The organism is Empedobacter sp. UBA7494 (assembly GCF_002478465.1).
GTDB classification, from domain to species: Bacteria; Bacteroidota; Bacteroidia; order Flavobacteriales; family Weeksellaceae; genus Empedobacter; species Empedobacter falsenii_B.
Window position 1 is genome coordinate 1 of sequence record NZ_DLOC01000058.1, and the last position, 24,014, is coordinate 24,014.

Annotated in this window: 20 protein-coding genes and 1 riboswitch; of the genes, 4 read left to right on the forward strand and 16 right to left on the reverse strand. The window is 31.4% G+C overall.

What is annotated here, in order from left to right:
• Together B4E95_RS07205 and B4E95_RS07210 are read right to left on the reverse strand one after the other, a co-directional pair.
• On the reverse strand, positions 1-569 hold a 569-nt coding region (locus B4E95_RS07205; protein ID WP_291090901.1), incomplete at its 3' end, for an oleate hydratase.
• Between the two features lie 93 nt (positions 570-662).
• Positions 663-1,538: a helix-turn-helix domain-containing protein gene (locus tag B4E95_RS07210; RefSeq protein WP_291090903.1), complete on the reverse strand. Its 876-nt coding sequence runs from the start codon at positions 1,536-1,538 to the stop codon at positions 663-665.
• A 292-nt stretch (positions 1,539-1,830) separates the two neighbouring features.
• Here B4E95_RS07210 and B4E95_RS07215 point away from each other — a divergent pair, with 292 nt between their 5' ends.
• Entirely contained in the window at positions 1,831-3,021 is a 1,191-nt protein-coding gene (locus B4E95_RS07215) for an MFS transporter (RefSeq protein ID WP_291090905.1), read from the forward strand.
• Between the two features lie 9 nt (positions 3,022-3,030).
• Entirely contained in the window at positions 3,031-3,468 is a 438-nt protein-coding gene (locus tag B4E95_RS07220; protein ID WP_291090907.1) for a hypothetical protein, read from the forward strand.
• A 51-nt stretch (positions 3,469-3,519) separates the two neighbouring features.
• On the opposite strand, the gene aceA is transcribed toward B4E95_RS07220, so the two are convergent.
• Positions 3,520-4,797, reverse strand: a complete 1,278-nt coding sequence (aceA, locus tag B4E95_RS07225) for an isocitrate lyase (RefSeq protein WP_349676205.1) — start codon at positions 4,795-4,797, stop codon at positions 3,520-3,522.
• A gap of 77 nt (positions 4,798-4,874) precedes the next feature.
• A complete protein-coding gene (gene aceB / locus B4E95_RS07230) occupies positions 4,875-6,461 on the reverse strand; it encodes a malate synthase A (RefSeq protein WP_291090909.1) in 1,587 nt (528 codons plus the stop codon).
• Positions 6,462-6,578: 117 nt separating this feature from the next.
• Here aceB and B4E95_RS07235 point away from each other — a divergent pair, with 117 nt between their 5' ends.
• Positions 6,579-8,066, forward strand: a complete 1,488-nt coding sequence (locus B4E95_RS07235; RefSeq protein ID WP_291049525.1) for a helix-turn-helix domain-containing protein — start codon at positions 6,579-6,581, stop codon at positions 8,064-8,066.
• Positions 8,067-8,410: 344 nt separating this feature from the next.
• Positions 8,411-8,510, reverse strand: a riboswitch (SAM-I-IV-variant riboswitch).
• Between the two features lie 68 nt (positions 8,511-8,578).
• Here B4E95_RS07235 and B4E95_RS07240 read toward each other — a convergent pair.
• The 12 genes from B4E95_RS07240 to udk form a co-directional block, all read right to left on the reverse strand.
• The gene (locus tag B4E95_RS07240) at positions 8,579-10,468 is read right to left on the reverse strand and encodes an ABC-F family ATP-binding cassette domain-containing protein (protein ID WP_291065502.1); all 1,890 of its coding nucleotides are present in this window, start codon (positions 10,466-10,468) and stop codon (positions 8,579-8,581) included.
• A gap of 35 nt (positions 10,469-10,503) precedes the next feature.
• On the reverse strand, positions 10,504-11,685 hold the full coding sequence (locus B4E95_RS07245) for an ABC transporter permease (protein WP_280051116.1): 1,182 nt from the start codon (positions 11,683-11,685) through the stop codon (positions 10,504-10,506).
• A gap of 6 nt (positions 11,686-11,691) precedes the next feature.
• Complete coding sequence (locus tag B4E95_RS07250) at positions 11,692-12,684, reverse strand: HlyD family secretion protein (RefSeq protein WP_291049533.1); 993 nt, start codon at positions 12,682-12,684, stop codon at positions 11,692-11,694.
• A 4-nt stretch (positions 12,685-12,688) separates the two neighbouring features.
• Positions 12,689-14,071 (reverse strand): TolC family protein, encoded by a 1,383-nt coding sequence (locus B4E95_RS07255; RefSeq protein ID WP_291061993.1) that lies wholly within the window; start codon positions 14,069-14,071, stop codon positions 12,689-12,691.
• Between the two features lie 146 nt (positions 14,072-14,217).
• Entirely contained in the window at positions 14,218-14,892 is a 675-nt protein-coding gene (locus tag B4E95_RS07260; protein ID WP_291090912.1) for a hypothetical protein, read from the reverse strand.
• A gap of 60 nt (positions 14,893-14,952) precedes the next feature.
• Positions 14,953-16,752, reverse strand: a complete 1,800-nt coding sequence (locus tag B4E95_RS07265; RefSeq protein WP_291090914.1) for an ABC transporter ATP-binding protein — start codon at positions 16,750-16,752, stop codon at positions 14,953-14,955.
• Between the two features lie 3 nt (positions 16,753-16,755).
• Entirely contained in the window at positions 16,756-18,933 is a 2,178-nt protein-coding gene (locus B4E95_RS07270) for an FUSC family membrane protein (RefSeq protein ID WP_291061989.1), read from the reverse strand.
• Between the two features lie 62 nt (positions 18,934-18,995).
• A complete protein-coding gene (locus tag B4E95_RS07275; RefSeq protein WP_291061986.1) occupies positions 18,996-20,162 on the reverse strand; it encodes an RsmD family RNA methyltransferase in 1,167 nt (388 codons plus the stop codon).
• 4 nt (positions 20,163-20,166) lie between these two features.
• Complete coding sequence (locus tag B4E95_RS07280) at positions 20,167-20,580, reverse strand: RDD family protein (protein WP_291090916.1); 414 nt, start codon at positions 20,578-20,580, stop codon at positions 20,167-20,169.
• Between the two features lie 119 nt (positions 20,581-20,699).
• On the reverse strand, positions 20,700-21,974 hold the full coding sequence (locus B4E95_RS07285; protein ID WP_291090918.1) for a methylmalonyl-CoA mutase family protein: 1,275 nt from the start codon (positions 21,972-21,974) through the stop codon (positions 20,700-20,702).
• Entirely contained in the window at positions 21,967-22,356 is a 390-nt protein-coding gene (locus tag B4E95_RS07290) for an FtsB family cell division protein (RefSeq protein ID WP_280037436.1), read from the reverse strand. The genes B4E95_RS07285 and B4E95_RS07290 overlap by 8 nt, the downstream gene beginning before the upstream one ends.
• On the reverse strand, positions 22,356-23,024 hold the full coding sequence (gene udk / locus B4E95_RS07295) for a uridine kinase (RefSeq protein ID WP_260392473.1): 669 nt from the start codon (positions 23,022-23,024) through the stop codon (positions 22,356-22,358). Before udk ends, B4E95_RS07290 begins: the two co-directional genes overlap by 1 nt.
• Positions 23,025-23,363: 339 nt before the next feature.
• Here udk and B4E95_RS07300 point away from each other — a divergent pair, with 339 nt between their 5' ends.
• Positions 23,364-23,969, forward strand: coding sequence for a DUF4126 domain-containing protein (locus tag B4E95_RS07300; RefSeq protein ID WP_291049560.1), 606 nt, complete (start codon positions 23,364-23,366; stop codon positions 23,967-23,969).
• The last annotated feature ends 45 nt before the right edge of the window (positions 23,970-24,014 follow it).

Consider the following 24,014-nt stretch of genomic DNA (forward strand, 5'->3'; position numbering starts at 1 on the left):
ATAGCTAATTGATCTTTCTTATTTAAACCAAATTTACTAAAGTCTTTTACTTTCCCTTTTTCATGAATTAAACGTGCAATAGAATAATTAGAATCATTATCATTTACTAATCTATATTCGTCTAAAACACTATAAGGTTCTGGTAACTCTAATGCAGGAATGTCTTGGAAAATATCCCATAAATTCTCGTAGGTACAATCCATTTCTCGACCTCCTCGAATTATGTAACCATCTTTTGCATTTCCAGCTCCATCTAACGAACCTCCTTCAACCTGAAGTTGTTCTATAAATGTGATATTCTCTGGAGTGAAATGTCCGTCTCTAATAAAATAATAGGCAGTAGCTAAACCTGCAATACCACTTCCCACAATATATACCTTACTGTCCTTATAAGATTTTGTAGGAATTCCTTTATTGCGTTGGTAATTTCCTATCTGATCAGAGAAAGGATAAGATTTTTCTGGAGTGTTTCTTGGTGTTTCTTTACTCGCATCTGGTTGATGATCAATATTTCCGTAGATAGTAGAATGATTTAAAACGTTGTCAAATTTTGAAGTAACTTTATCCATAATTATTTATTTTAAGATTCTACAATAAAATTACGCTTTATTATTTTTCTAAAGTATCCCGAAATTCGTCATTTGTATCCCAAATTTCTTTTTTTATATATGTTGTTGTTTTCTATATTGTTGAGGAGAAATAGAAGTGTATTTTTTAAAAAAACGACCAAAAGATGAAGAAGAGTTGAAACCTAGATCTAATGCTATTTGGACAATTGTTTTCTCTGAGTAGCCAAGCAAAACATACGCTTCTTTTAATAAATACTCGTCAATAATAACATGTGGAGTTTTCTTAGTTGCTTTTTTTACAAGGTGAATCAAATATTTATTTGTAATAAACAATTGATCTGCATAAAACTGTACGTCTTTGTGAGCGATAACATTTTCTTGAACAAGTTGTGTAAACTTACAAAATAGAGTGTTGATTTCGCGGGAATGATTTTTATTTACTTTTGAATATTGTTCAGCAATTATAGAGGCAGATTCAAGAAGTAAAGTAAAAATAATCGATCGAATAATATCTTCTAAGAACAAAACATTTCTTTCTCGTTGTTCTTGAAGATAATTAATTAGCTTAAAAAGATGATTCGCTTCTTTTTTATTTGCCTTACAAACTGTGAAGTTTTGATGTGTAAACAAATTAAGTTTATCAATAAAGAAAGGATTAGAAATGTTTTTAAGGAGAAAATTTTTCTCAAAAAATAACAATTTCATTCTAAAATTAGAGTTAGTATCTAGAATTTTCAAAACAGTAGAAGGAGCAGAAATCAAGAATTCGTTTTGAGTAATAAAATATTTCTGAGAGTCTATCTCAACTTCTATCGAGCCAGATAAACAAATACAAAATGCATAAAAGTCGATTCGAAATGATCTTTCAGGAAACGCAAAAATTGGATTTCCTGATGAGATATAATATAGTTTATTACAATTTACGCCATAAAAAGACAAGGTCTCTTTTAGGTTTTCATAGTTTTTCATGCTTGAAAATAATAGTTGGTTAGATCGTTTTTTAGGGTAGTAGAATTGATAAAGCTAAAATAAGAATTGTTTAGTAAGTAATTAAATACAATAAGGTATTTTAACTGTATTCTAATGTAAAAGTTATTTTCATATCAACTAAGTAGTTCTTAAATAAGAAATTTCATGAATATAATCAATGAAATATCGGCTAACAATGTTGAATGATGTAGTAATTTTTTGTAACAAGTAATACTTTTGGATTGTGTAGTTTGTTTCGGTTAAGATAAATTACCTTTGCAAAAAATCCGTTATGTTTTCTGCCATTAATAAAAAATTAAATTTAGATCCCGTTTATAATCTCCATTTTATTTTAATGTGTTTGAGTTCGTTGTTGTTTTCAGCGAGTTTTAATATGATGATTCCCGAGCTACCTGCTTATTTAAGCAGCATGGGAGGAGCAGAATACAAAGGATTTATTATTGCATTATTTACCTTGACAGCGGGAATTTCGAGACCTTTTAGTGAAAAATTAACCGATAAAGTGGGGCGGGTACCTATTATGGCAGTCGGTTCTATTGTCTGTTTTGTGTGCGGAATTTTATATCCTGTTTTAACAACCGTTTCAGGTTTTTTATTTTTGAGATTGGTACACGGCTTTTCGACAGGTTTCAAACCCACTGCAACAGCAGCTTATATTGCAGATATTATTCCGCGCGAACGTTGGGGCGAAGCATTGGGCTTGCACGGAATTTGTTTCAGTATCGGAATGGCAATTGGACCTGCATTGGGAAGTACAATTACATTATATACATCGATTAATGTGATGTTTTTTACGTCTTCGTTTTTTGCATTATTATCGATATTGATTTTATTCAATATGAAAGAGACCTTGCAAAATAAACAAAAATTTTCGTTCGGATTATTAAAGATTTTGAAGCAAGATGTTTTTGCAAAAGAAGCTTTGCCAGCGGCATTGATTACGTTTCTTTCGTATGTTGCTTATGGTTCTATATTGACATTAATTCCAGATTGGACCGAACATTTAGGTTTTCAAAATAAAGGGGTTTTCTTTATGGTATTTACAATATCATCTATGATGGTTCGTTTCTTTGCAGGTAAGATATCTGACCAAAAAGGGCGTGTGTTGGTGATAAAATTAGGCTTAGTTTTATTGATTATTGCATTGGTACTTTTGGCTTCTATTGATGCAAAAATAGGGTTGATTTTAGGGGGTTTGATGTATGGAATTTCAACCGGAATTCTTTCACCTGCACTAAATGCTTGGACAATAGATTTTAGTAAACCTGATGAACGTGGAAAGGCGATGGCAACAATGTATATTGCGATGGAAGCGGGGATAGGACTTGGAGCATTGTGTGCGGGTTGGTATTTTCAGGATTATTTGGATCGTATTCCGATGGTGATTTATGTTTCGGCATTTATCTGTCTTTTGGGAACCATTTACATGCTGAAATTTAAGAATAAGCCTCAAACAATTTAATTGAAAGAAATGAAAGCAGAATTATATCAATTTATAGCACAACAAATCGAAGATAAAATAACGTATTTGAATGGTTTGATTGATGATTTACGTGCTTCAAACAACGATACTAAAAGTAGTATGGGTGATAAGTATGAAACGTCGCGCGAAATGATGCAACAGGAAATTACTCGAATTCAAAACCAATTGAATGAAGTTTTAATTCAGCAAGACGTGTTTTCTAAAATAATAATTGTGGAGAACAAAACCATTGGTTTAGGTAGTTATGTTGAAACTACGATGGGAAATTTCTGTATGGCGTGTAGTTTTGGGGAAATTATTTTCGAGAATAAAAAGATATTTGTCCTATCAACTCAAACTCCTTTGGCTAAAATCTTGGTTGGGAAATCGGAAAAAGATAGTTTTGAAATGAATGGAAAAGTTTTTGTAATTAGTAAAATTAATTAAGATAAAAAAGGACGTAGTTGCGGTACGTCCTTTTTAATTGAAAAGTATGTATTAGAATTGTGCGGCTTCCGTACTTTCAGCCATAGCTGTAGTAGATGAAATGCCTTGTTGCACTGTGTTTTGTACGTAATCGAAATATTGTGTTCCTACAAAAGATTGGTGTTTTACAGCTGCAAAACCTTCTTCTTGTAACGCAAATTCTTTTTCTTGTAATGCCGAATATCCCGCCATTCCTTTGGCTTTGTATGCACGTGATAACTCGAACATAGAGGTATTCATTGCATGGAAACCAGCTAAAGTAATGAATTGGAATTTGTATCCCATTTCAGCTAAATCTTCGCGGAATGTTTCCATTTGAACTTCTGTTAAATGTTTTGCCCAATTAAATGATGGGGAACAATTATAAGCTAACATCTGATTAGGGTATTTTTCTCTGATAGCTTGTGCAAACTCCCTTGCCATTCCAAGATCTGGATTAGATGTTTCCATCCAAATTAAATCAGCATAAGGCGCATAGCTTAAGCCTCGATTAATTCCTTGTTCCAAACCATTTCTCACATTGTAAAAACCTTCAGAAGTTCTACTTCCTTGGATGATAAAAGGTTGATCTCTTTCGTCAATATCCGAAGTAATCAAATTCGCAGCTTCTGCATCAGTTCTGGCAACCAATAGAGTAGGAACGCCACAGACATCTGCTGCTAAACGCGCTGCAACCAATTTGTTAATTGCTTCTTGTGTTGGAACTAAAACTTTTCCACCAAGATGACCACACTTTTTGGCTGATGACAATTGATCTTCGAAATGAACGCCAGCAGCACCAGCTTCTATCATTTGTTTCATCAATTCATAAGCATTCAAGTTTCCTCCAAATCCAGCTTCAGCATCGGCAATAATCGGTACCATATAATCAATGTTTCCTTGTTGGGTAACAGATTGTATTTCATCGCGACGACGCAACGCATTATTAATACGCTTTATCACCATTGGAACCGAATTGGCTGGATACAATGATTGATCTGGATACATTTCTGCCGAAAGATTTGCATCTGCAGCAACTTGCCATCCCGAAAGATAGATTGCATCTAAACCAGCTTGTACTTCTTGTATGGCTTGATTACCATTTAAAGCACCTAAACCCGCCATAAATGGTTTTGAATTCAAACCTTCCCAAAGTTTCTTAGCCCCTAATCTTGCTAAGGTGTAATCGATGTCCAAAGAACCTCTTAATCGAATTACATCTTCTGCTGAATAAGGACGAACAACGTCTGTCCAGCGTGGATTAGTTCCCCAATCCTGCCGAATCTTCTGAATTCTTTCTTGATTGCTCATAATTGTGTTTTTTGTGTTTTGTTTATGAATGTGTGTTGTGTGTGTATTTCTTTTCGTGTGTGTTTAGTTATAAGGGCTTAATCAATATACTTATAGGCTTCTAATGTTAAAAATTCGGTAAACTTGTGCGATAAAACTAATTCGTCAAAGATTGAAATAGCTTCTTCAAATCTTCCGTTCAAATAATTTTCCTCACCAACTAATTGTTTTATTTTCTGAACCTCTTCAGCTCTTAATTTTTTGTATTTGTCACTATTAAATTCGCATCCGTTTTCTAATGTAATCGACTGGCTTAACCATTGCCAAACCTGCGTACGAGAGATTTCTGCTGTTGCTGCATCTTCCATTAAGTTATATAAGGCAGCGGCTCCTTTTCCAGATAACCAACTTTCGATGTATAAAATTCCAACATTAATATTGTCTCGAATTCCTTGTTTTGTAACTGTTCCTTTTGGCAATTCTAACAAAGCCTCGGCAGTTGTTATAACATCTTCTCGCTTATTATCTATTTGATTCGCTTGTGGCATGTATTCGTCAAAAATATCTTTTGCGACTTTTACCAAAGCAGGATGCGCAACCCACGTTCCGTCATGTCCATTTTTTACTTCGCGAAGTTTATCATTCTTCACTTTTTCGAAAGCGATTTCATTGGCTTTTTCATCATTCTTAATCGGAATTTGAGCAGCCATTCCACCAATTGCATGTATGTTTCGTTTATGACAACGTTGAATAACTGCTTGCGAATATGCAGCCATAAAAGGCGAAGTCATCGTAACTTGTGAACGATCTGGAACAATAAAATTTGGGTGTTTCTTAAATTTTTTGATATAAGAAAATATATAATCCCAACGACCGCAGTTAAGGCCTGCGATGTGGTCTTTTAATTCGTAAATAATTTCATCTAACTGAAAAGAAGCTGTTATAGTTTCGATCAAAACTGTAGCTTTAATCGTAGCTTGTGGAATGTTTAAATAATTTTGCGCGAAAACAAAAACATCGTTCCACCAGCGTGCTTCTAGGTGATGTTCTAATTTAGGAAGATAGAAATAAGGCCCACTTTGCTTGGAAAGTAACGTGTGTGCATTATGGAAAAAATATAAACCAAAGTCAAATAGTGAGCCTGATATTTCTTGTTTATCTATTATGATATTCTTTTCATTCAAATGTAAACCTCTCGGTCTTACAAGCAAGACAGCAGTCTTTTCGTTTAATTGATACTTTTTTCCATTATTTTCGAATGAAATAGTATCATTTACTGCATCTCTTAAATTTTGTTGTCCTTGAAGATTGTTATCCCATGTGGGAGAATTACTATCTTCAAAATCGGCCATAAATGTATTAGCGCCTGAATTTAACGCGTTAATTACCATTTTACGGTCAACAGGACCAGTTATCTCAACGCGTCTGTCATGTAAATCAGCTGGAATAGGAGCTGCTGTCCAATCACTATTTCTGATTTCTTTTGTTTCTGACAAAAAAGTTGGAAAATTACCCAAATCAAAAAAGATTTGTCTTTCTTGTCGATTCGCCAAAAGTTCTAAACGTCTTTCGTTGAAATTTTTGTGTAAAGCTGTTAAAAATTTAACCGCTTCGGTTGTCAAAATATCTGGATAATTATCCAGCTTATTCTGTGATAATTTTAATTCACTTGTAATAGTATCCATTTTTTGTGTTTTTGTTGTAATTTTTGTTTTGGTTATTCGAGCGGAATTTTACTCCCAGCGAACGTTCGCTAAATTATAAAAATTCGTTTACATTTACCAAATATTTTTGAAAAAATTATGCAAGAAGAATACATTAAATTAATTTTTGGTTTAAAACTAAAACAAGTTAGAATGGCTAAAGATTTGTCATTGTTTAAGTTATCTAAGCTAACTGGACTTTCGAAATCGTATTTGAATGAGATCGAAAAAGGTAAAAAATATCCAAAAACTGATAAAATTGTTGCTCTTGCCGAAGCGTTAGAAATTCCTTACGATGAGATAGTTTCCTTAAAATTAGATAAAAATTTAGCACCAGTCGCTGAGATTCTACAATCAAATTTATTGCAAGAAATTCCTTTGGAACTCTTCGGAATTGAAGAAAGAGATTTAATTGAGATCATTTCTAACGCCCCAATGAAGGTAAATGCGTTTATTTCTACGTTGATTGAAATAGGTAATAATTACAATCTTACACGCGAAAGTTTTTTCTTGGCTTCGTTGAGGTCTTTTCAGGAAGCAAATGATAATTACTTTCCTGAAATTGAAAAATCGGCAAAGAGTTTTTTACAAGAATATTTGATTGAATCTGAGGATTTTGTAAAAAATGAAACGATGGAGGAAATTCTGAAAGAGGAATATAATTATACCATTGTTTATGAAGATTTCACTTCTTTAGGAGGGAAGGATTTAGCGAAATTGCGTTCTATTTTTATCAAAGAGAAAAAACTTTTGTATATCAATATCAATTCTGACAATGATCAAAAACGATTTATTTTAGCGAAAGAATTAGGCTATAATTATCTTGATTTGAAGGAACGTTTGTATACATTTTCGTGGGCAAGTTTTGATAATTTTGATCAATTGTTAAACAATTTTTATGCGTCTTATTTTGCTGGAGCTTTGTTGCTACCAGAAGAAAAACTGTTGAAGGATATGCAGAATTTGTTTGCTTTAGAACATCATGATTTGTCTAATTTTCAAGAAATTCTAGGAAAATATACCGAATCACCTGAAACGGTTTATCAACGAATGACAAATTTGTTACCCAAACATTTTAATATTCGTGATTTGTTTTTCTTGCGTTTGTCAGCAAAAGTTGGTTCAAATTCATATAAATTAACGAAAGAACTTCATCTCAATCAACAACAGTCGCCGCAAGCAAATGAAACGGATGAGCATTATTGTCGTCGTTGGGTTTCGTTAAATGTTTTGAAAGAATTGGAAAAACATCAAGATGATCATCATGAGATTTCTGCACAAATTTCGTTGTATCCGTTCAATAATAATCAAAAATATTATGTAATTTCTTCTGCAACGAAAGATCCATTCAATCCAAATTATTTACGAAGCGTAACGATTGGTGTATTGTACAAATCAGCTCAACGTAAAGTGAAATTTATGAATGATCCCTCAATTCCTGTAAAAGAAGTTGCGGTTACGTGTGAAAATTGTGGTATGAAAGACTGTGCTGAACGTGTTGCTGAACCAATTCGTTTTGAAAAAGATATCCGAAATAAACGATTAAATGTTACGATTAATGATTTTATAAAAGAGCAGAGTAAGTAATATTATCTACCATAAAATAAAAAGGAGAACTTGTTTCAAGTTTTCCTTTTTTTATGTTTAATCTAAATATTCTAATCTATTTTCAATTAATATTACATAATGTTGAAGCGAAAATGTGTTTCCTCTTTCTATGGTTGTGCAATCAAAATTACGGTATTGTAATTCGTCAAATAATGTTTTGACATAACATCTTCTTACAGAATTCCAGGAACTGTTTCCTACATTTTATTAAAGCGATCGACTAATTCGTTGTCAGTTAATTCACGGAATAATACGACAAATTCATTTTTTAGATTTACCATTGTTTCAATTTTTAATGATAAAAACTACAGGATAGAGTGGAGAATAACCTTTTATTTTAGCGTTTGCCCTCATTTTATACCATCGTAGCGCGGTTTTGGCTCGGTTGGTGTTCTGATTTTTCAGAAACTCCTGATGATTGATAGAGTAAATATAGAAATGAATTTTTAAAACAAAAAAAGGAACTCAAAAAAAGTTCCTATTCAATATTTTTATTCGCTTAATTCTAACCAACGAAATTCTTTTTCTTCTAATTCGTCTACAATTTTTTGTAGTTCATCTCCAATAGTTGCGATTTTGTCGTACCCTAAATTTGGGTCGGAAAGTAAATTCGTTAATTCTTCTTTCTTGGCTTCAAGAATTGGTAAAGATTTATTAATTTCTTCTAATTCTCTTTGTTCTTTAAACGATAATTTTCTTGGTTTGGCTTCTTTTATTTTTTCTTTTGATTCTACTTTTTCTTGAATTGAAATTTCTTTTTCAGCTTTTTTATCTTCTGACTCAGGTTTATTTTTATTTTCGATATGATATTCGGTATAAGTTCCCATATAACGAGAAACTTTCCCTTCGCCTTCGAAAATCATTAATTCATCAACCACTTTATCCATAAAATATCTATCGTGGGAAACAACTAATAAACAGCCTTGATATTCTTCTAAGAAACTTTCAAGAACCGTCAAAGTAGGTAAATCTAAATCGTTTGTTGGCTCATCAAGAATCAAAAAGTTAGGATTTTTGTACAAAATTGCTAATAATTGCAGACGTTTTTTCTCTCCACCACTCAACTTTGAGATAAAAGTATGTTGTTGTTCTGGCGTAAATAAAAACATTTCTAAGAATTGTTCTGCACGCATTTCTTTTCCATTAGAAAGAGGGAAAAAATCTGCAATATCTTTCACAAAATCAATGACACGTTCGTCGCCTTTAAATTCTACTCCATCTTGTTTAAAGTGTCCAATATTTAAGGTTTCTCCACGTTCAATAGTTCCAGAATCCATAGTTTCGATTCCTTCTAACATTTTTAGGAAAGTCGTTTTTCCAACACCATTTTTTCCAACTAAACCAATTTTTCCACCACGAGCGAAAATATATGAGAAATCATCTAAAATTTTCTTTTGACCAAATGCTTTCGAAACATGTTCCATTTCGATGATTTTTTGACCCAGACGCGTCATCACCATCTCTAATTTTACTTGTTGATCGACAATTTTATGTTTAGCAACTTTTTCAGTATCATAAAACGCTTCAATACGAGATTTAGATTTTGTTGTACGCGCTTGGGGTTGACGACGCATCCATTCAATCTCTTTACGATAAAGGTTTTTCGCTTTGTCAATTGTTGCATTTTGATTTTCGATACGCAATGCTTTGTTCGTAATATAAGTTTCGTAATTTCCCGAATGTACATACAATGTTTTGTCTTCCATTTCAAGAATTTTGGTACAAATTGCATCTAAGAAATAACGATCGTGCGTAACCAAAATCAATGTTTTGTTTTCTTTGTTCAAGAAATATTCAAGCCATTCCACCATTTCAATATCCAAATGGTTGGTAGGCTCATCTAAAATTAAAAGAACATATCCAGTTTCGAAACTTAAATCAATCAAAAACTTCGCTAAAGAAATACGTTTACGCTGACCTCCAGAAAGTTTTCCAATTTTTTGATCCAAGAAATCAATCTTCAATTTTGATAAAATTTCTTTGATTGTTGGCTCAACTTTCCATGCATCTAAAACATCCATTTTTCCCATTAAATCAATTAAATCAGGATTTGTTGGGTCATTTTCGATCATGTTTTCATATTGACGAACAACATCTAAAACTTCATTCGAATGATTGAAAATATATTCTTCACTTTTCAAGTTTTCGTCAAAGTCATCACTTTGATCCAACATCAAGATTTTAACACCTTTATTTGGACGAACTTCGCCAGAATCGGCAGTTTCTAATCCAGCTAAAATTTTAAGTAAAGTAGATTTTCCACTTCCATTTTTTGCTACGAATGCGATTTGGTCTCCTTCATTTACATGAAAATTTACATCTTCAAATAAAGTTCTGATTCCATATGATTTGGTTAGATTTTCAACTGTAAGAAAATTCATGGTTTATTATCTGTTTTGTAAATTAAAAAAAGATGCTAAATCTTTTCTGTTTCGATTTGTTTCATCGATTGTTTAGCTTTTCTTATTTTAACGATTAGAATAGCCAAAGATAAGACAAAGCAAATACTTCCTATTACAATTAGATTATTTAAATGTGGTTGAATTAACGCAGGATCGCCTTTTTCGATGAAAAGTATTCGGAATATTTTCAAATAATGTGTTAATGGAATGCAATCTGCAATTGCTTGAATCCATTTTGGCATTTGACTTAAAGGCCATGTAAATCCACTTAAAATGAAACTTGGTGTTGCAACAACCATCAAAACTTCGGTTGCTTTTAGTTGGCTTGGAAGGAGAATGCTGACTAAAAATCCTAAAAAGCAAACGGCTAAAATGAATGCAAGAGAAGAAGTGAAAAATGGCCAAAATTCGGTTTCTAATTTCATGTCATAAAACATTCCGAACCAATAATACAGCATATATATAAATACTGACATAAATAAATAAGGAAAAGTTTTGACGAATAAAATGGTAAACGGATTAGATGATTTTGAGATTAATTCATTAAATGTTCTGTTCTCAAATTCTGAAGCAAATGAAAGTGCTAAACCTAATAATAAAACCTGTTGTAAAACGGTTAATAAAACACCTGGAAGCATAAAATATAAGTAGTTTCCACTTCTGATATTTTGACGAATCATCGTTGATTTGAATGGTTCGTAGCTTTGTGTTGCAATATATTCTGGAACACCTTGTTTTCGAGCTGTTTCTATTGAAATTCCGGCTTTCATTGTTGTTAGAACTGTCGTAATTGCGATTGCCGCTGTATTAGAAGTTAACGTGTTTGAAGCATTTACAAAATAAGCAATTTCGGGTAATTTTTTTTGTTGTACATCAGACTGAAAGTTTCGAGGAATAACAACCACAACTTCAGCTCCGATTGCTAAAGCTTTATTCTTAGAATCAAATGTTGAAGGTAAAACTTCAGCAACTTTCACCGATTCATTTTCATCTAACATCTGAATAATTTTCTGACTTGTCATCGTATGATCTTCGTCTACAACAATAATTGGTAAATTGGTTACATTTCCTTTTTTATAAACATTTCCGATCAGAACACCATACATAATAGGTGCTCCCAAGAATAAAATTGGTAAAACAGGATTCTTGAAGAAAAGTTTGAATTCTCGTATAATTAAATGAAAAATCGTTTTCATCAGAATTTATTTAGCATTAAGATCCAAAACTACATTTGCTTTTGTCAATAGTTGAGCAGCTTGTTTATAGTCAACAGGAACAACTTTCACTTCATATTGCGATTGTTGTTGATCAATATCAGGATAAGCAGTTGAAATATTAGCATACGAATTAAGCACTTTTATCGAAACAATTTTACCTTTCAAAACCATATTATTTTTATAAGGAACTTTTAAATTGACGATTTGATTTTTTTGCAATTGTCCGATTTTATTCTCAGGAATTGTGAATCTAAAAAATGTAGTTTCTTCCAAAATCCCGTTTGCAATAGAATATCCAGCCAAAGCTAATTCTCCAACTTTTAGATTAATTGTTTCAACCGTCATATCTTGTGGTGCTTTGATGTATCTTTCCGCCTCAGCAACATCTACTTCTTGCAAAGCTCCCAAAGCACGCTCTTTTTGTCCCAAAGCCATTTGTTGTTGCTCTACACGCGCACCATTTTCGGCATCAGCTAATTCCGCTTTTGCAGCTAAATATTGGTTTTTAGCGCCTTGATATTTCGCATAAACTTCATCATAACTTTGTTGTGGAACAAGACTATCTCGAAGCATATTTTTTAGTCTATGATTTGATTTTTCTGCATAATCTAATTGTTCCTTCAAACCAGCAACTTTTGCACGCAATTGTTTCAATTGATTATCTGTTGCACCTTTTTTTGCCATTTCATATTGAGCTTCGGCAGAATTTACAGCACCTTCTGCTTGACTTTTCTTCGCGTCAACTTCTGGTAATTGTAAGACAAAAAGTGTTTGTCCTTTTTTCACTTCATCACCTTCGTGAACTAATATTTGATCTATTTTTCCTGGGATTTTTGTTACAACGCTAATTTGATCGCGCTCAATTTTACCTTGAAAAATAGTTTGCTCTTCTTTTTTATTTTCCTTGTCAGATGATTTACAACTTGTAAAAAGTATTAATCCGCTTAAAGCAAAAATATAGTATAGTGTATTTTTCATGATTTTAATTTGAGATTTGATTAAATAATTCTCCAGAAGTTTGAAGTAATTCGTAGGTTTTAGAGCGTTGATCCAAGATTTGAGCATAATAACCTAAATTGACTTTGTAATATTCATTTTCGGCAGCCAAACGCTCGGTTACATCTATTAATCCTTCTTGAAATCGTCTTGAAGCGATTTCTAAATTATTTGTTGCAATGGTATTTTGTTGATTATTTACTTTTAATTTTTCAGTAGAAGTTTCGTAATCAATTTTGTTTTTACTTAATAATAAATTCAGTTTTTCTTGGGAATCTTGTAACTTGTTTTCATTTATTAAAATGTCAGTTTTTGCTTGTGCTAATTTATTTTTATGTTGTCCGCCATCCAACAATTCCCATTTTGCGCCAATACCAATCAAAATATTAGGAAACATCGAAAATTGGTTCATTTTCAAATTAACATCACCTAATATATCACCATCTTTTAATTTGAAACGACTTCCCAAAATTGACGTATAATTGGTGTTCACGAATGCAAAAACTTGTGGTAAGTGCGAACCTTTTTCTTTTTGATATAAAAATTCGTAAGCTTTCACAGAGTGTTCAAGTGCTTTCAACTCTTTTTTATTTTCTAAAGTATAGCTTGAAGCAAGAATGTCAATTGGGGTAAGTTCATATTGAATTTGTTGAAGATCTTTTTCAGACAGATGCGTTAAAGTTTCTAATTTTTTGTACAGTAATTGTCGATTACCATTCAGTTCTACTTGTCGAGCTTCTAATTCTAGCATTGCTAATTTTATTTTTTCACGATCGTATGGAATAGCTAAACCATTTTGAATTGCTTTCTGCACTTTAAGATGTTCTTTATCCAATCGTTTTGCAGAATTTGAAATTAATTCTTCTACTTTGACCAATAACATCAATTGATCATAAGTTTGTAAAATATCTTTGGTTATAGTTTCTTTTTCGGCTTCTTTCAAATAATCTAAAGCAGTACTTTTTTCCTGAATAGCATTCAACGCATTTGGAATTTGTAATCCCGAAAATATAATTTGAGTAGCGTTAACACCCACAGTAAATAATCCTGCTGATGTATTGAATCTTTGATTACCCGAAAACAATTCTGTGGACAAAATATCGATTGACTTGGTTGGAATATCGATGATTCCGTTCGAGTTTAGATAACCACCCAGTGCAATTGCAGATAAATTTGGTTGTCGTTTACCTTTTACTTCGTCATATTGGTAATTGTTTTTTTCGACTTCCAGTTGTTTATTTTTTAATTCATAACTTGACTCAATCGCTTTTTCAACAGGCAATCGAAGTTGCGGATCAATCAATTGTTGTGCAAATCCCGAAATAGAAGTCAATAATGGAATAAAAGATAAATATCGAATAATAAGCATCCTATAATTTTTGACTAAAATTAACAAAAAATATACCATGAATAAAAGTCAATATTAGAATGTCATTAAAAATAAAAATCCTGAAACTTTTTAAGGGTTCAGGACTTCCAAAAGTTGCCAAAAAAATGGCGCATAGTTCAATGTATTTAATATTTATTATCAATAATATCCAACGTTTCGTTTAATGACTCTTTCATCATTTTCTCTAAATAATCCGTCGTACTTTTATTGATTGTTTCGTCTATATACTTTGTTCCACCAATTGTTTCGCTATATTTTAAAGCATTATTTTTAAGGTCTAAAATATTAATGTAGACGTATGTTTTGGCGATATATTTCTGTTTGTTGGCAGGATCATAATCAAGCCCTGATTTTACATTAATTAAAACTAAATCATCTTGATTAATCGCTTTTTTTAAATCATTAAATTTAACTTGATTTACATTTTCCTTTGTGATTAATTCATTCGGAACTAAATTTTTATCAAATCTATCAATCATTTGATAAGTATACTTGTTATCGTTTAATATTTTCTCAGATTTATCACGAATTATTTTTACAATATCAAATTTAGAATTTATTTGTTTAAGCTGATTTTCAATTGATTTTGAATCAATGTTTTGATCTAAATTTTGAGAATTATGATCAAAAAAACCAAGGGAATCTACATTAATCAGAACACCAACTTTATTTACAGGAACATCTAAAGCACTTTCGTAAGTTATCGTATTAAGCGCTAATTCTTTTGGAGCTTCTTTTTTTTGCTCGCAAGATTGGGTAAAAAACAATACCCCAACTATAAAATAAACTAATTTTTTCATACGCTATCCTATTACCTCTTTAAAGATAGTGATTTATAATGTTTTATAATAGATTTATTCCTAATAATTTTCTTCTTCTTCATCGTCAAAAGTTTTGGCAATTTTTTCAATGTTTAAGCTTTTTGCCATTGCATCAAAAATCTCTTTATAAGTACCGTTCATTTTGTACACATCTTCATGAATCCCGTTTTCTACAACTTCGCCTTGTTTCATCACGTACGTATAATCGGCATCGATAATTTGAGAAATACTATGCGAAATAATGATAACTGTTCGATCTTTTTTGATGGCATCCAAACTATTTTTAATCTGTTCCGTGGCAATTGCATCCAAACTTGCAGTAGGTTCGTCTAGAAAAATAATTGGTGGATTTTTGAGAAACATACGTGCTATGGCGATGCGTTGTTGTTGACCACCAGATAACAATAAGGCTTTGGATTGATAAGCTTCTGGCAAATCCATAATTTGTTCGTGAATATAAGCACGTTTTGCGGCATCTTCTATTTCTTCGAAAGTTGCGTTTACATTTCCATAACGAATATTTTCTTCAATCGTTCCATTAAAAATGTGATTTTTTTGTAAAACCAATCCAATATTATCGCGTAAAAATTGTGTATCATATTCTTCTAAATCAATTCCGTCAAGTACAATTTTTCCAGAATCAGGTTGATAAAATTTATCTAACAAATTAATCACTGTACTTTTTCCAGCGCCAGACAAACCAACCAAAGCTGTAATTTTATTGGGTTGAATTGTCATGTTGATATTTTTCAAGGCTTTGTAACCATTTGGATAAGAAAAGTCAACATTTTGGATTTCGAATTTACCTTTTAGATTTGTTGGAATGTAATTTCCAGAAGATTCTTTTTCGTCATCCGCTTTCAAAATTGCAAAGAAACTTTCGGAATAAATCATTGCATCATTCATTTCATCATAAATACGATGCAGTTGACGAATAGGAGCCGAAACGTTGTTGAACAACAAAACATGGAACATAATTGCGCCAATTGTCATTTGTCCATCAAGAACCAAATATGAAGTTAAAATGATGATAATCACCACGCCAAATTGCTCGATAAAGGATTTTAAACCATCAAAAAAGAAGCTTGTTTTACGTGTTTGCATTTGATTATTTGTCAATTCTTTTTGCAAATCAAGTTGTTTTTTACCTTCGATATCTTCTCGGTTAAATGATTTAATTACTGTAATTGAATCAATTATGCTGATGATTCCTTGCGATTTTTGTTCACGATAACCTCTTAAGTTACGTCGCCAACCACTCAGCTTTTTAGCTTGTTGTTGTGTAATAATGAAATAAATCGGAACGATACAAAGTCCAACCAATCCAACATAAAAATTAGCGTTGAACATCAAAATTAAAGCAACAATTGAATTGGCAAAAAGAGGTAAAATATCGATAAAAAAGTTTTGAACTAAACGTGTCAAGCTTTCAATTCCTCTATCAATACGAGTTTGAAGCTTTCCTGCTTGATTATCTTGATTTGTATAAAACGCCATTCGGTACGTCAAAATCTTTTCGATAATGGCTTGAGCTAAATCTTGCGAAACAAAAATTCGAAGCTTTTCTCCATAATATTTTTGACCAAATGTGATGAACGCATTCAAGATTTCTTTTGTCATCAAAACAATCGAAATAAACGAAATGATTTTCAGACCTTCTTTTAATCCTTTTCCAGCTTCAACCAAACCATTTATAGAATCTACGGTATATTGCAAAATCAGTGCATTTACTTGCGAAGTAAAAGATCCAACTAAGGTTAGGAGCAAAGTTGCGACAACCAAAGAACGATAAGGTTTTACAAATGGGCGTAGATTTTTAAACAGCTGGATGATTGTCATTTATTATTCTTTTAACGGTTGTTCTTTCACAAAAACGTGACCAACTTTTGTAAAATCGTAAGCAATCTCGTATAAATACTCTAACAAATCTTCAATCAGTTCAGAATCATTTTGCAAAGCCTCTGTTTCAATTTCCGTATAAACAACAGTTTTTTCTCTAAACTCTATTGTTTTTGGTAAATTTTCTGTTTCATATTCACCGTAAAGCCGAATGTTTTGTAACAATAATTGCAAAATTTTCTTCATCAATCGAATATGTTCTGAAGTTAAAATAACGGAATTGTTTTTCTTTAAAATTTTAACTAAACCAACTGAATATGAGACAAATGATTGATTGAAAATGGTGAATTTATTCAGTACGTTAGCATTTTCTTGTTTTCCTTTCGGTTCAGAAATTACACGTTGAAAAACTGAATTAATATTTGCCATTGCAATAAAAACATCTTTTCTAGCTAATTTATAATCAGTTGTAGAAACTTCGTTGTCGGCTAATTTTTTAAAAACCAAATAGATAAACTCATAATTTGCAATCAATGCTTTTTGAATATATTCGTTCATATTATTTTTTTCCCAAGTTGGTAAAATCAAATAACTCGAAATAAACGCCATAAATCCTCCAACAAGTGTATCAATAAAACGTTCTTGAATAATATACAATGAATCTTTTTGCGAATAAAAACTAAACGAAATAAGAATATACGCGGTTAAGTAAAATGTACCAATTGCATATTTGTGACGAATAAAAGTGTAGGCCATTAACATGAAAATAAGCATTAAAGCAAATCGGATACTGTGTTGAGGAATTATCAATAATATTAAAACTCCAACTAATCCACCGCCAATTGTTCCTTTCAAACGCTGAAAGTTTCGTTTTTTTGTTACACTAAAACCAGGTTTTAAAATTACTAAAACTGTCATCAAAATCCAGTAACTATGGTAAGTCATCGGAATAATAAATGTGACGCCATAAGCTAATAACATTACAATTGATGCACGAATTGCATGTCTAAAAATTGAAGATTTTAGATTCAGATGATCTTTTAATTTTCGTAAAGAATAATCAACTGTAGGTTCAAAATGTTCGGCATGATCCAGCGGATTTTTCTTTTTTTCTGTAAACGAATCATCATAAAAAAATTTATGGATAAACTCTATTTTATAAACAATTTGCTTTAAATTGATGTAAATTTTAGATAAAACGATTGGTTTTTGTCCTTCTGCATATAATTCTTTGATAGCATCATCAATCTTTTTCAACTCAACTTCAAAGTCAAAAGTAGGTTGTTTAGGACGTTTGTTCGAGTTAATATGATAAGCAATCATTTTAAGCTCATGCGCTAATTTATTCATTAAATTATAGATTTTGCGCATTGCTTTTGTATCACCGTAAACTTCTCGAATTTTCACATAATCGTATTGATTTGCTGTTACATTTTCAAATATATCCACCAAATCAGAAAAAATAAACACAATCGAACGCCCAATTGGTGTCTGGTCTTTCACCAATTTTTTGTTCGAAAAAACTAATTCACGAACTAAACTTTGTTTTTCGTTAATTACAACATGTTCATCGATTAATTTTTTGATAATATCATCGTAATTAGAGTCTTTATCAAACATAGAAGCCTTGATTCGAATGTATTCAGAAATATGAATCATTGTATCAGCTAAGTTTTGCTGCGCCATACGATAAGGACGAAAGGTGCTAATAGCTAGGCTAAAAATAGTGTACCAAGCTGCTCCAGCTGTCACAAAAAGCGCAATATGAAGAGGACTTAACTCATGTCGTAAATCATTCATATTCATTACCATCGACATCATAATGACCATTCCAAGCGCACTTGTACGCTGTCCCCAAACGGTTAACATGTTAGAAAAGAAAACGATAACTGTTAAACAAATACCTAGAAATATTGGGTAACTATTAATCGTTTTGGTGAAATACGAAACAAGGAAAATCAAGAGTACGGAAAGCCACATCAGGTTTCGGCGTTCTTTAAATGGACCAGGTGTATCCGTCATGTGCGCTAAAACTGCACCAAGACTTATTGTTACACCGGCATATAAATCGCCAAACAAGCTGGCTACGATAGGTGGAATGATAATCGCTAAAGAAGTTTTTAAGCCATCTGAAAGTGCTTCTCCGTAGATAAAGTTTTCAATTTTATTGATGATTTTCAAGTGTAATTTTTTAAGGTTGAAAATTGTTGTATAAAATTAACACAACTTTTTTCGAAACCCAACTAAACTCGTGAAGTTTTTAGAATATGAAACCCATCAATGCTTTGTGTAAAAATTAAAGTTGTTGTGCCGCCATCAATAATTTTGAATTTTTTCTTGATAACGTCTATTGGCTGATTATAATTTTTGACCAATAAATTCGCTTTAATCTTTAAAATTTCTTTTTTCGGATTTTTAATTTCTTCTTCAATCAAGTAAATTTTTCCAGGAAAATTCTCTAAAAGTTCATTCGAAGTATACAAATGAGTATTCTGATGAAGTTTAAGAAGATTGAATTTTTCACTTAATAATTTGAAAGCACCAGTTTTTAGAATCGCAACATTTGGTTCGTAAATATAATGTTGAATTCCTCCAAAATTTCCATTCGCACTATATTCTTCTTCAAAATGAAAAGAAAATTCGGATTGATTATTTTCTAAATTAACAGCTTTTATCAAAGGGTTTTTTGTTGAAGAATTTTTATCTAAAATGATTAGAAAATCTTTCACTTCATTTTTTAATGCAACAATGTGTATTTCAGAAATTGAATCAATTTGTTGTAGGGTAGAAGTGATGTCTAATAAAGGCGAAAGCTTGATGATAATTTTCTCTGTTTTTTCGAAAAAAGTTGGAATCCATTCTAAAATATTTGGCTCTAAATTTTCCAAAATAAATTTTCTTCCGCTCGAATTTCTTCTTGCTGGATCGAGATAAATAACATCAAATTTTAAAGTAGGATTTTCTTCAAAAAAAGACTGAAAAGTTCCTGTATAGGTTTCTAAATTTGGCGCTAAAATTTTAGCATTATGTTGTACAATCTCACTCAATTCAGGATTTTGTTCGATGTGATATACTTTGTCAAAATTCTTTGCAAAAGCCATGGTGTCAATTCCAAAACCTGCGGTTAAATCAATCAAATTTTTTCCTTTAACTAAAGTTGATTTATAATTTGCTGTAGCTTCCGAACTTGCTTGTTCCAAATTAATTGAAGGTGGAAAATAAATGTTTTCTGTTGAATAAAGTGTTGGAAATTTATGTTTTGAAACTTGAATTCCTTTCAATTGTTGTGCAATTTCAGCAGAAGAAATTTCTTCAAATAACGATTTTTTCAAACCTATAGATTTGATGTCTTCATGTTCGATTATTTTCAGATAATCTTGAAATTCTTTTGTTAAAATAGTTGGATTCAAAATGTTATTTTTTAGTCATTTTAGTATTTGCTACAATATCACCTAAACGTTGACTTTCTTTGGAGTTATTTATAATTAAAATTCCAATTAATCCACCGAAAATAAAATAATCTATAGAATCGAAAAGATGACGAATAAAAGATTGCGAAAAACTAATTGGTTTTTCTGTTTTAGCATTTACAGGTTGCAAATTTAGGATTAAATGACCTAAAGTTCCATGTAAAATAACTTCAATTACTACAAAATAAACTAGCCAAAAGATAAAAATAGGTAAAGCATTTATTCCGTTTACATTATAACTTCCGTCATTTGCTAAAGCTCCAAACTTATAAATATAAAGCGTTGCAATGATTATAAATAGTGCGTAATCAATAAATCCCGCTATAAATCGTTGAAAAATGTTTTTATTAGATTTCATAATTTTATATAAAACAAAACTTTATTAAACACAAAACTTCAGTATCCATCACAGCTACTGAAGTTTCGATTATATTGTTGAGTTCTTTTAATGAAATTGGCATCCAATTCATGTAAAAACTAATTTTTTTCCTCTTTTTCTGCCAAACGAGTTGGAACAATCGGAACAAAAAGTGCTTGTTTTACCACTTTTTCTTTTGGCGATTTCTCAATCACATCTGCAGGGTTTCTAAATTTGTTTACACCAATTAATTTAATGGTTTGCTCATCGAAATCTTTTTGCTCTTTTTTCGCGCTTGTATAAATAAAATCTTGAATAGTTTCATTTTGTAAAGCATTTACAAAACCTCCTACATTTTGTATTGTTTTAAACAATTCTAACGCATTTTCAGCCATTTGATTTGTCAAACTTTCGATGTAGAAAGAACCAGCAGCAGGATCAGTAAATTGATTCAAATAAGATTCTTTTTGTAACAATAATTGTTGTTTTGCGGCTAATTCTAATCCAAAATCAGACTCTTTATTAACTTCATCATATGATCCAACAAAGACAGCATCGCTTGATCCGAAGATAGCCGAAGAAGCTTCTATTGTAGAGCGAATAACGTTGTTGTAAATATCTAATTTAGATTTATTGCGATCGGATGTTGAAGTGAAAATAAATGCTTCACTTTCTTTATTATATTGCTCCAAAATCATTTTCCATAAAAAGCGAAATGCTCTTAATTTCGCAACTTCGAAGAAATAATTACTTCCAACAGCAAATTTAAAATAAATTTTGTCCGCAATATCAGCTCCAAAATTTTCTAAATATTCTACTGCATGTGCAAGTGTAATCGCAATTTGTTGAACATGATTTGCTCCAGCATTTTGATAAACATCTCCTTGAATTGAAATTACTTTTTCGAAATTTTTCAATGCCAAAGCTTCTTTCACCAATTCTTTTGATGCTTTTTCTGAATCATTTTGACAAAGTCCATTCTGTGCCAAATATCCATACATATCTAAATCTAAATATTTCAGATTTGGAAGATTTTCAAGCGATTTTAAATCAGAAGTCTCATCATATTTAATAAATAAATCCAGATAATTAGGAAGTTCTAACGATGAATCAATTTGATTTTGATTAATCAAATATCCATACAAAAAGCTGTAATCTTGGTTTTTATTTCCAGTATATTTCGAAATAATTTTCCAATCTTTTGAGGATTTTGGTAAAGGTTGTACAGCCGAATAATCGACATCATCCTTTGTATATAATGGTTTTACATTTATTTGATCGTTCGTTCCCCAAACTAAAGTTTCATTATATTCTAAACCTTTTAGCTCGACTTGAACTTTATTTTTCCATTCTTTTTCAGAAATAGAATCAAAATTTTCAAATAACTTACTCATTTTCTTTATTTTGTGGCTTCGTAACTTTTTCTTGCTGAATGATAAAAATATCTTCATCATCTTTTTTCAAGAAATGCTTTTCTCTTGCAATCCTTTCAATTTCAGCAGGATTACTATTTAGTTGATTTAATTTTTCAGACTCAGTATCCAAGTGTTCTTGGTAATATTGTTGATCAACTTCTAATAATTTGATTTGTTTATCCAACTCGCGATGTACGAAAAAAGAATTTTGATCGAAAAAAATCATCCAAACAGCAAACGCAACCGTTAGAACAAAGTAACGATTCCAAACAAATTTGAATACACGTGTATCCTTAATTTTTCTTTTCGGTACTTCTGGTGTAAGTTCTTCGTCAAAGATTTCTTCCGATTTTTCTTTCATTATACAGTAGTTTTCGAGTTGAGTTTTTCTTTAATTACAGTTGATAAAACTTTGATTGCGACAGAATTTTTCTTTTTCATATTCGGAATAATAATGTCTGCATAGTTTTTAGATGGTTCTATAAATTGCTGATGCATAGGTTTTAACGTTTTTTGGTAACGCGTTAAAACTTCATCCAAATCGCGCCCACGTTCTTGGATATCACGACGTACACGACGAATTAAACGCTCATCAGAATCTGCATGAACAAAGATTTTTACATCAAATAAATCGCGTAAATCTGGGTCAGTCAATACCAAAATTCCTTCTACAATAATAACCGATTGTGGATGGGTTAAAATCGTTTCTTCCTTGCGACTATGCGTAATAAACGAATAGACAGGTTGTTCTATTGATACGCCATTTTTCAATAAAGCGACATGTTCTTTTAGTAATTCGAAATCAATTGATCTTGGGTGATCAAAATTGATCTTAGAACGTTCATCAAAAGATAATTCAGGATGATCTTTATAATAATTATCTTGAGAAATAACGATAACGCTTTCCGCATTAAGATCTCTTAAAATATTATTTACAACAGTTGTTTTTCCCGAACCTGTTCCTCCTGCAATTCCTATTACTAGCATTTTTGTTTTATTATTTTTTTTAATTTCGTTTGATGTTTCCATTGCAAGAGTTCTCGTAAAATTTCCTTAAAGATAAAATTTTCCTATCAGAAATTAAAATAAAAAGAAATTGATTCTTGCAAAATTTTAAATGTTGTCGTGAAGAAGTTTTGGTTGATTGATTTTGAGAAAAGAAATAATTATCAATGCATTTAAAAAATGATTGATTTATTATTCGATTATTTAGATGTAGCTCAAACATTTAGGTTTATTTACACAAAAAAAGTACTTTACAGTACTTGGTTTCTCTTAATCGGATGCAAAGGAAAGAAAAAATTATAAAAACTTTATCTTTTTTATCATTATATTTATAAAATCAGAACTATTATAAAATACTAATCTATGAACGATTTAATCTCAATGTCTACTATTTTTTCGTTATTTCTCGGAATAGGATTAGCCGCTGCTGCTGGTTTTCGGATTTTTCTTCCCTTATTTGTACTGAGCTTAGCTGTTAAATTTGGAGGAAGTTTTATTAATCTCGACGAAAGTTGGATGTGGGTTGGGAGTACACCGGCTCTTATAACACTTGGTGTAGCGATGTTAGTAGAAATTGGAGCTTATTATATTCCAATTATTGATAATTTGTTGGATACGATTGCGTTTCCTTTAGCTGGAATTGCAGGAACAATAACGGTTGGAATTACGATGCCAGAAATGAACGAAGTCGCAACTTGGGCTTTGGCGATTATAGCTGGAGGAGGAACTGCGGCTGCGATTAGCGGTACAACTGCGGCTGCAAGAGCTGTTTCGACCACCACAACTGCGGGAGCTGGAAATTTTTTGGTTAATACAGGAGAAACGTTTAGTTCTATTGTATTAAGTATTACAGCAATTGTATTGGCCCCTTTGGCATTTATTTTTGTACTAATTATTTTATATGTGTGTTATAGAGCATATAAAAGTGTCAGAAAAAAAGGTGATCAGCTATTGGCGGAAGAATTGTGAAAGAGTGAAGAATTATATTAATAAAAAAAAGAGGCTGTCTCAAAA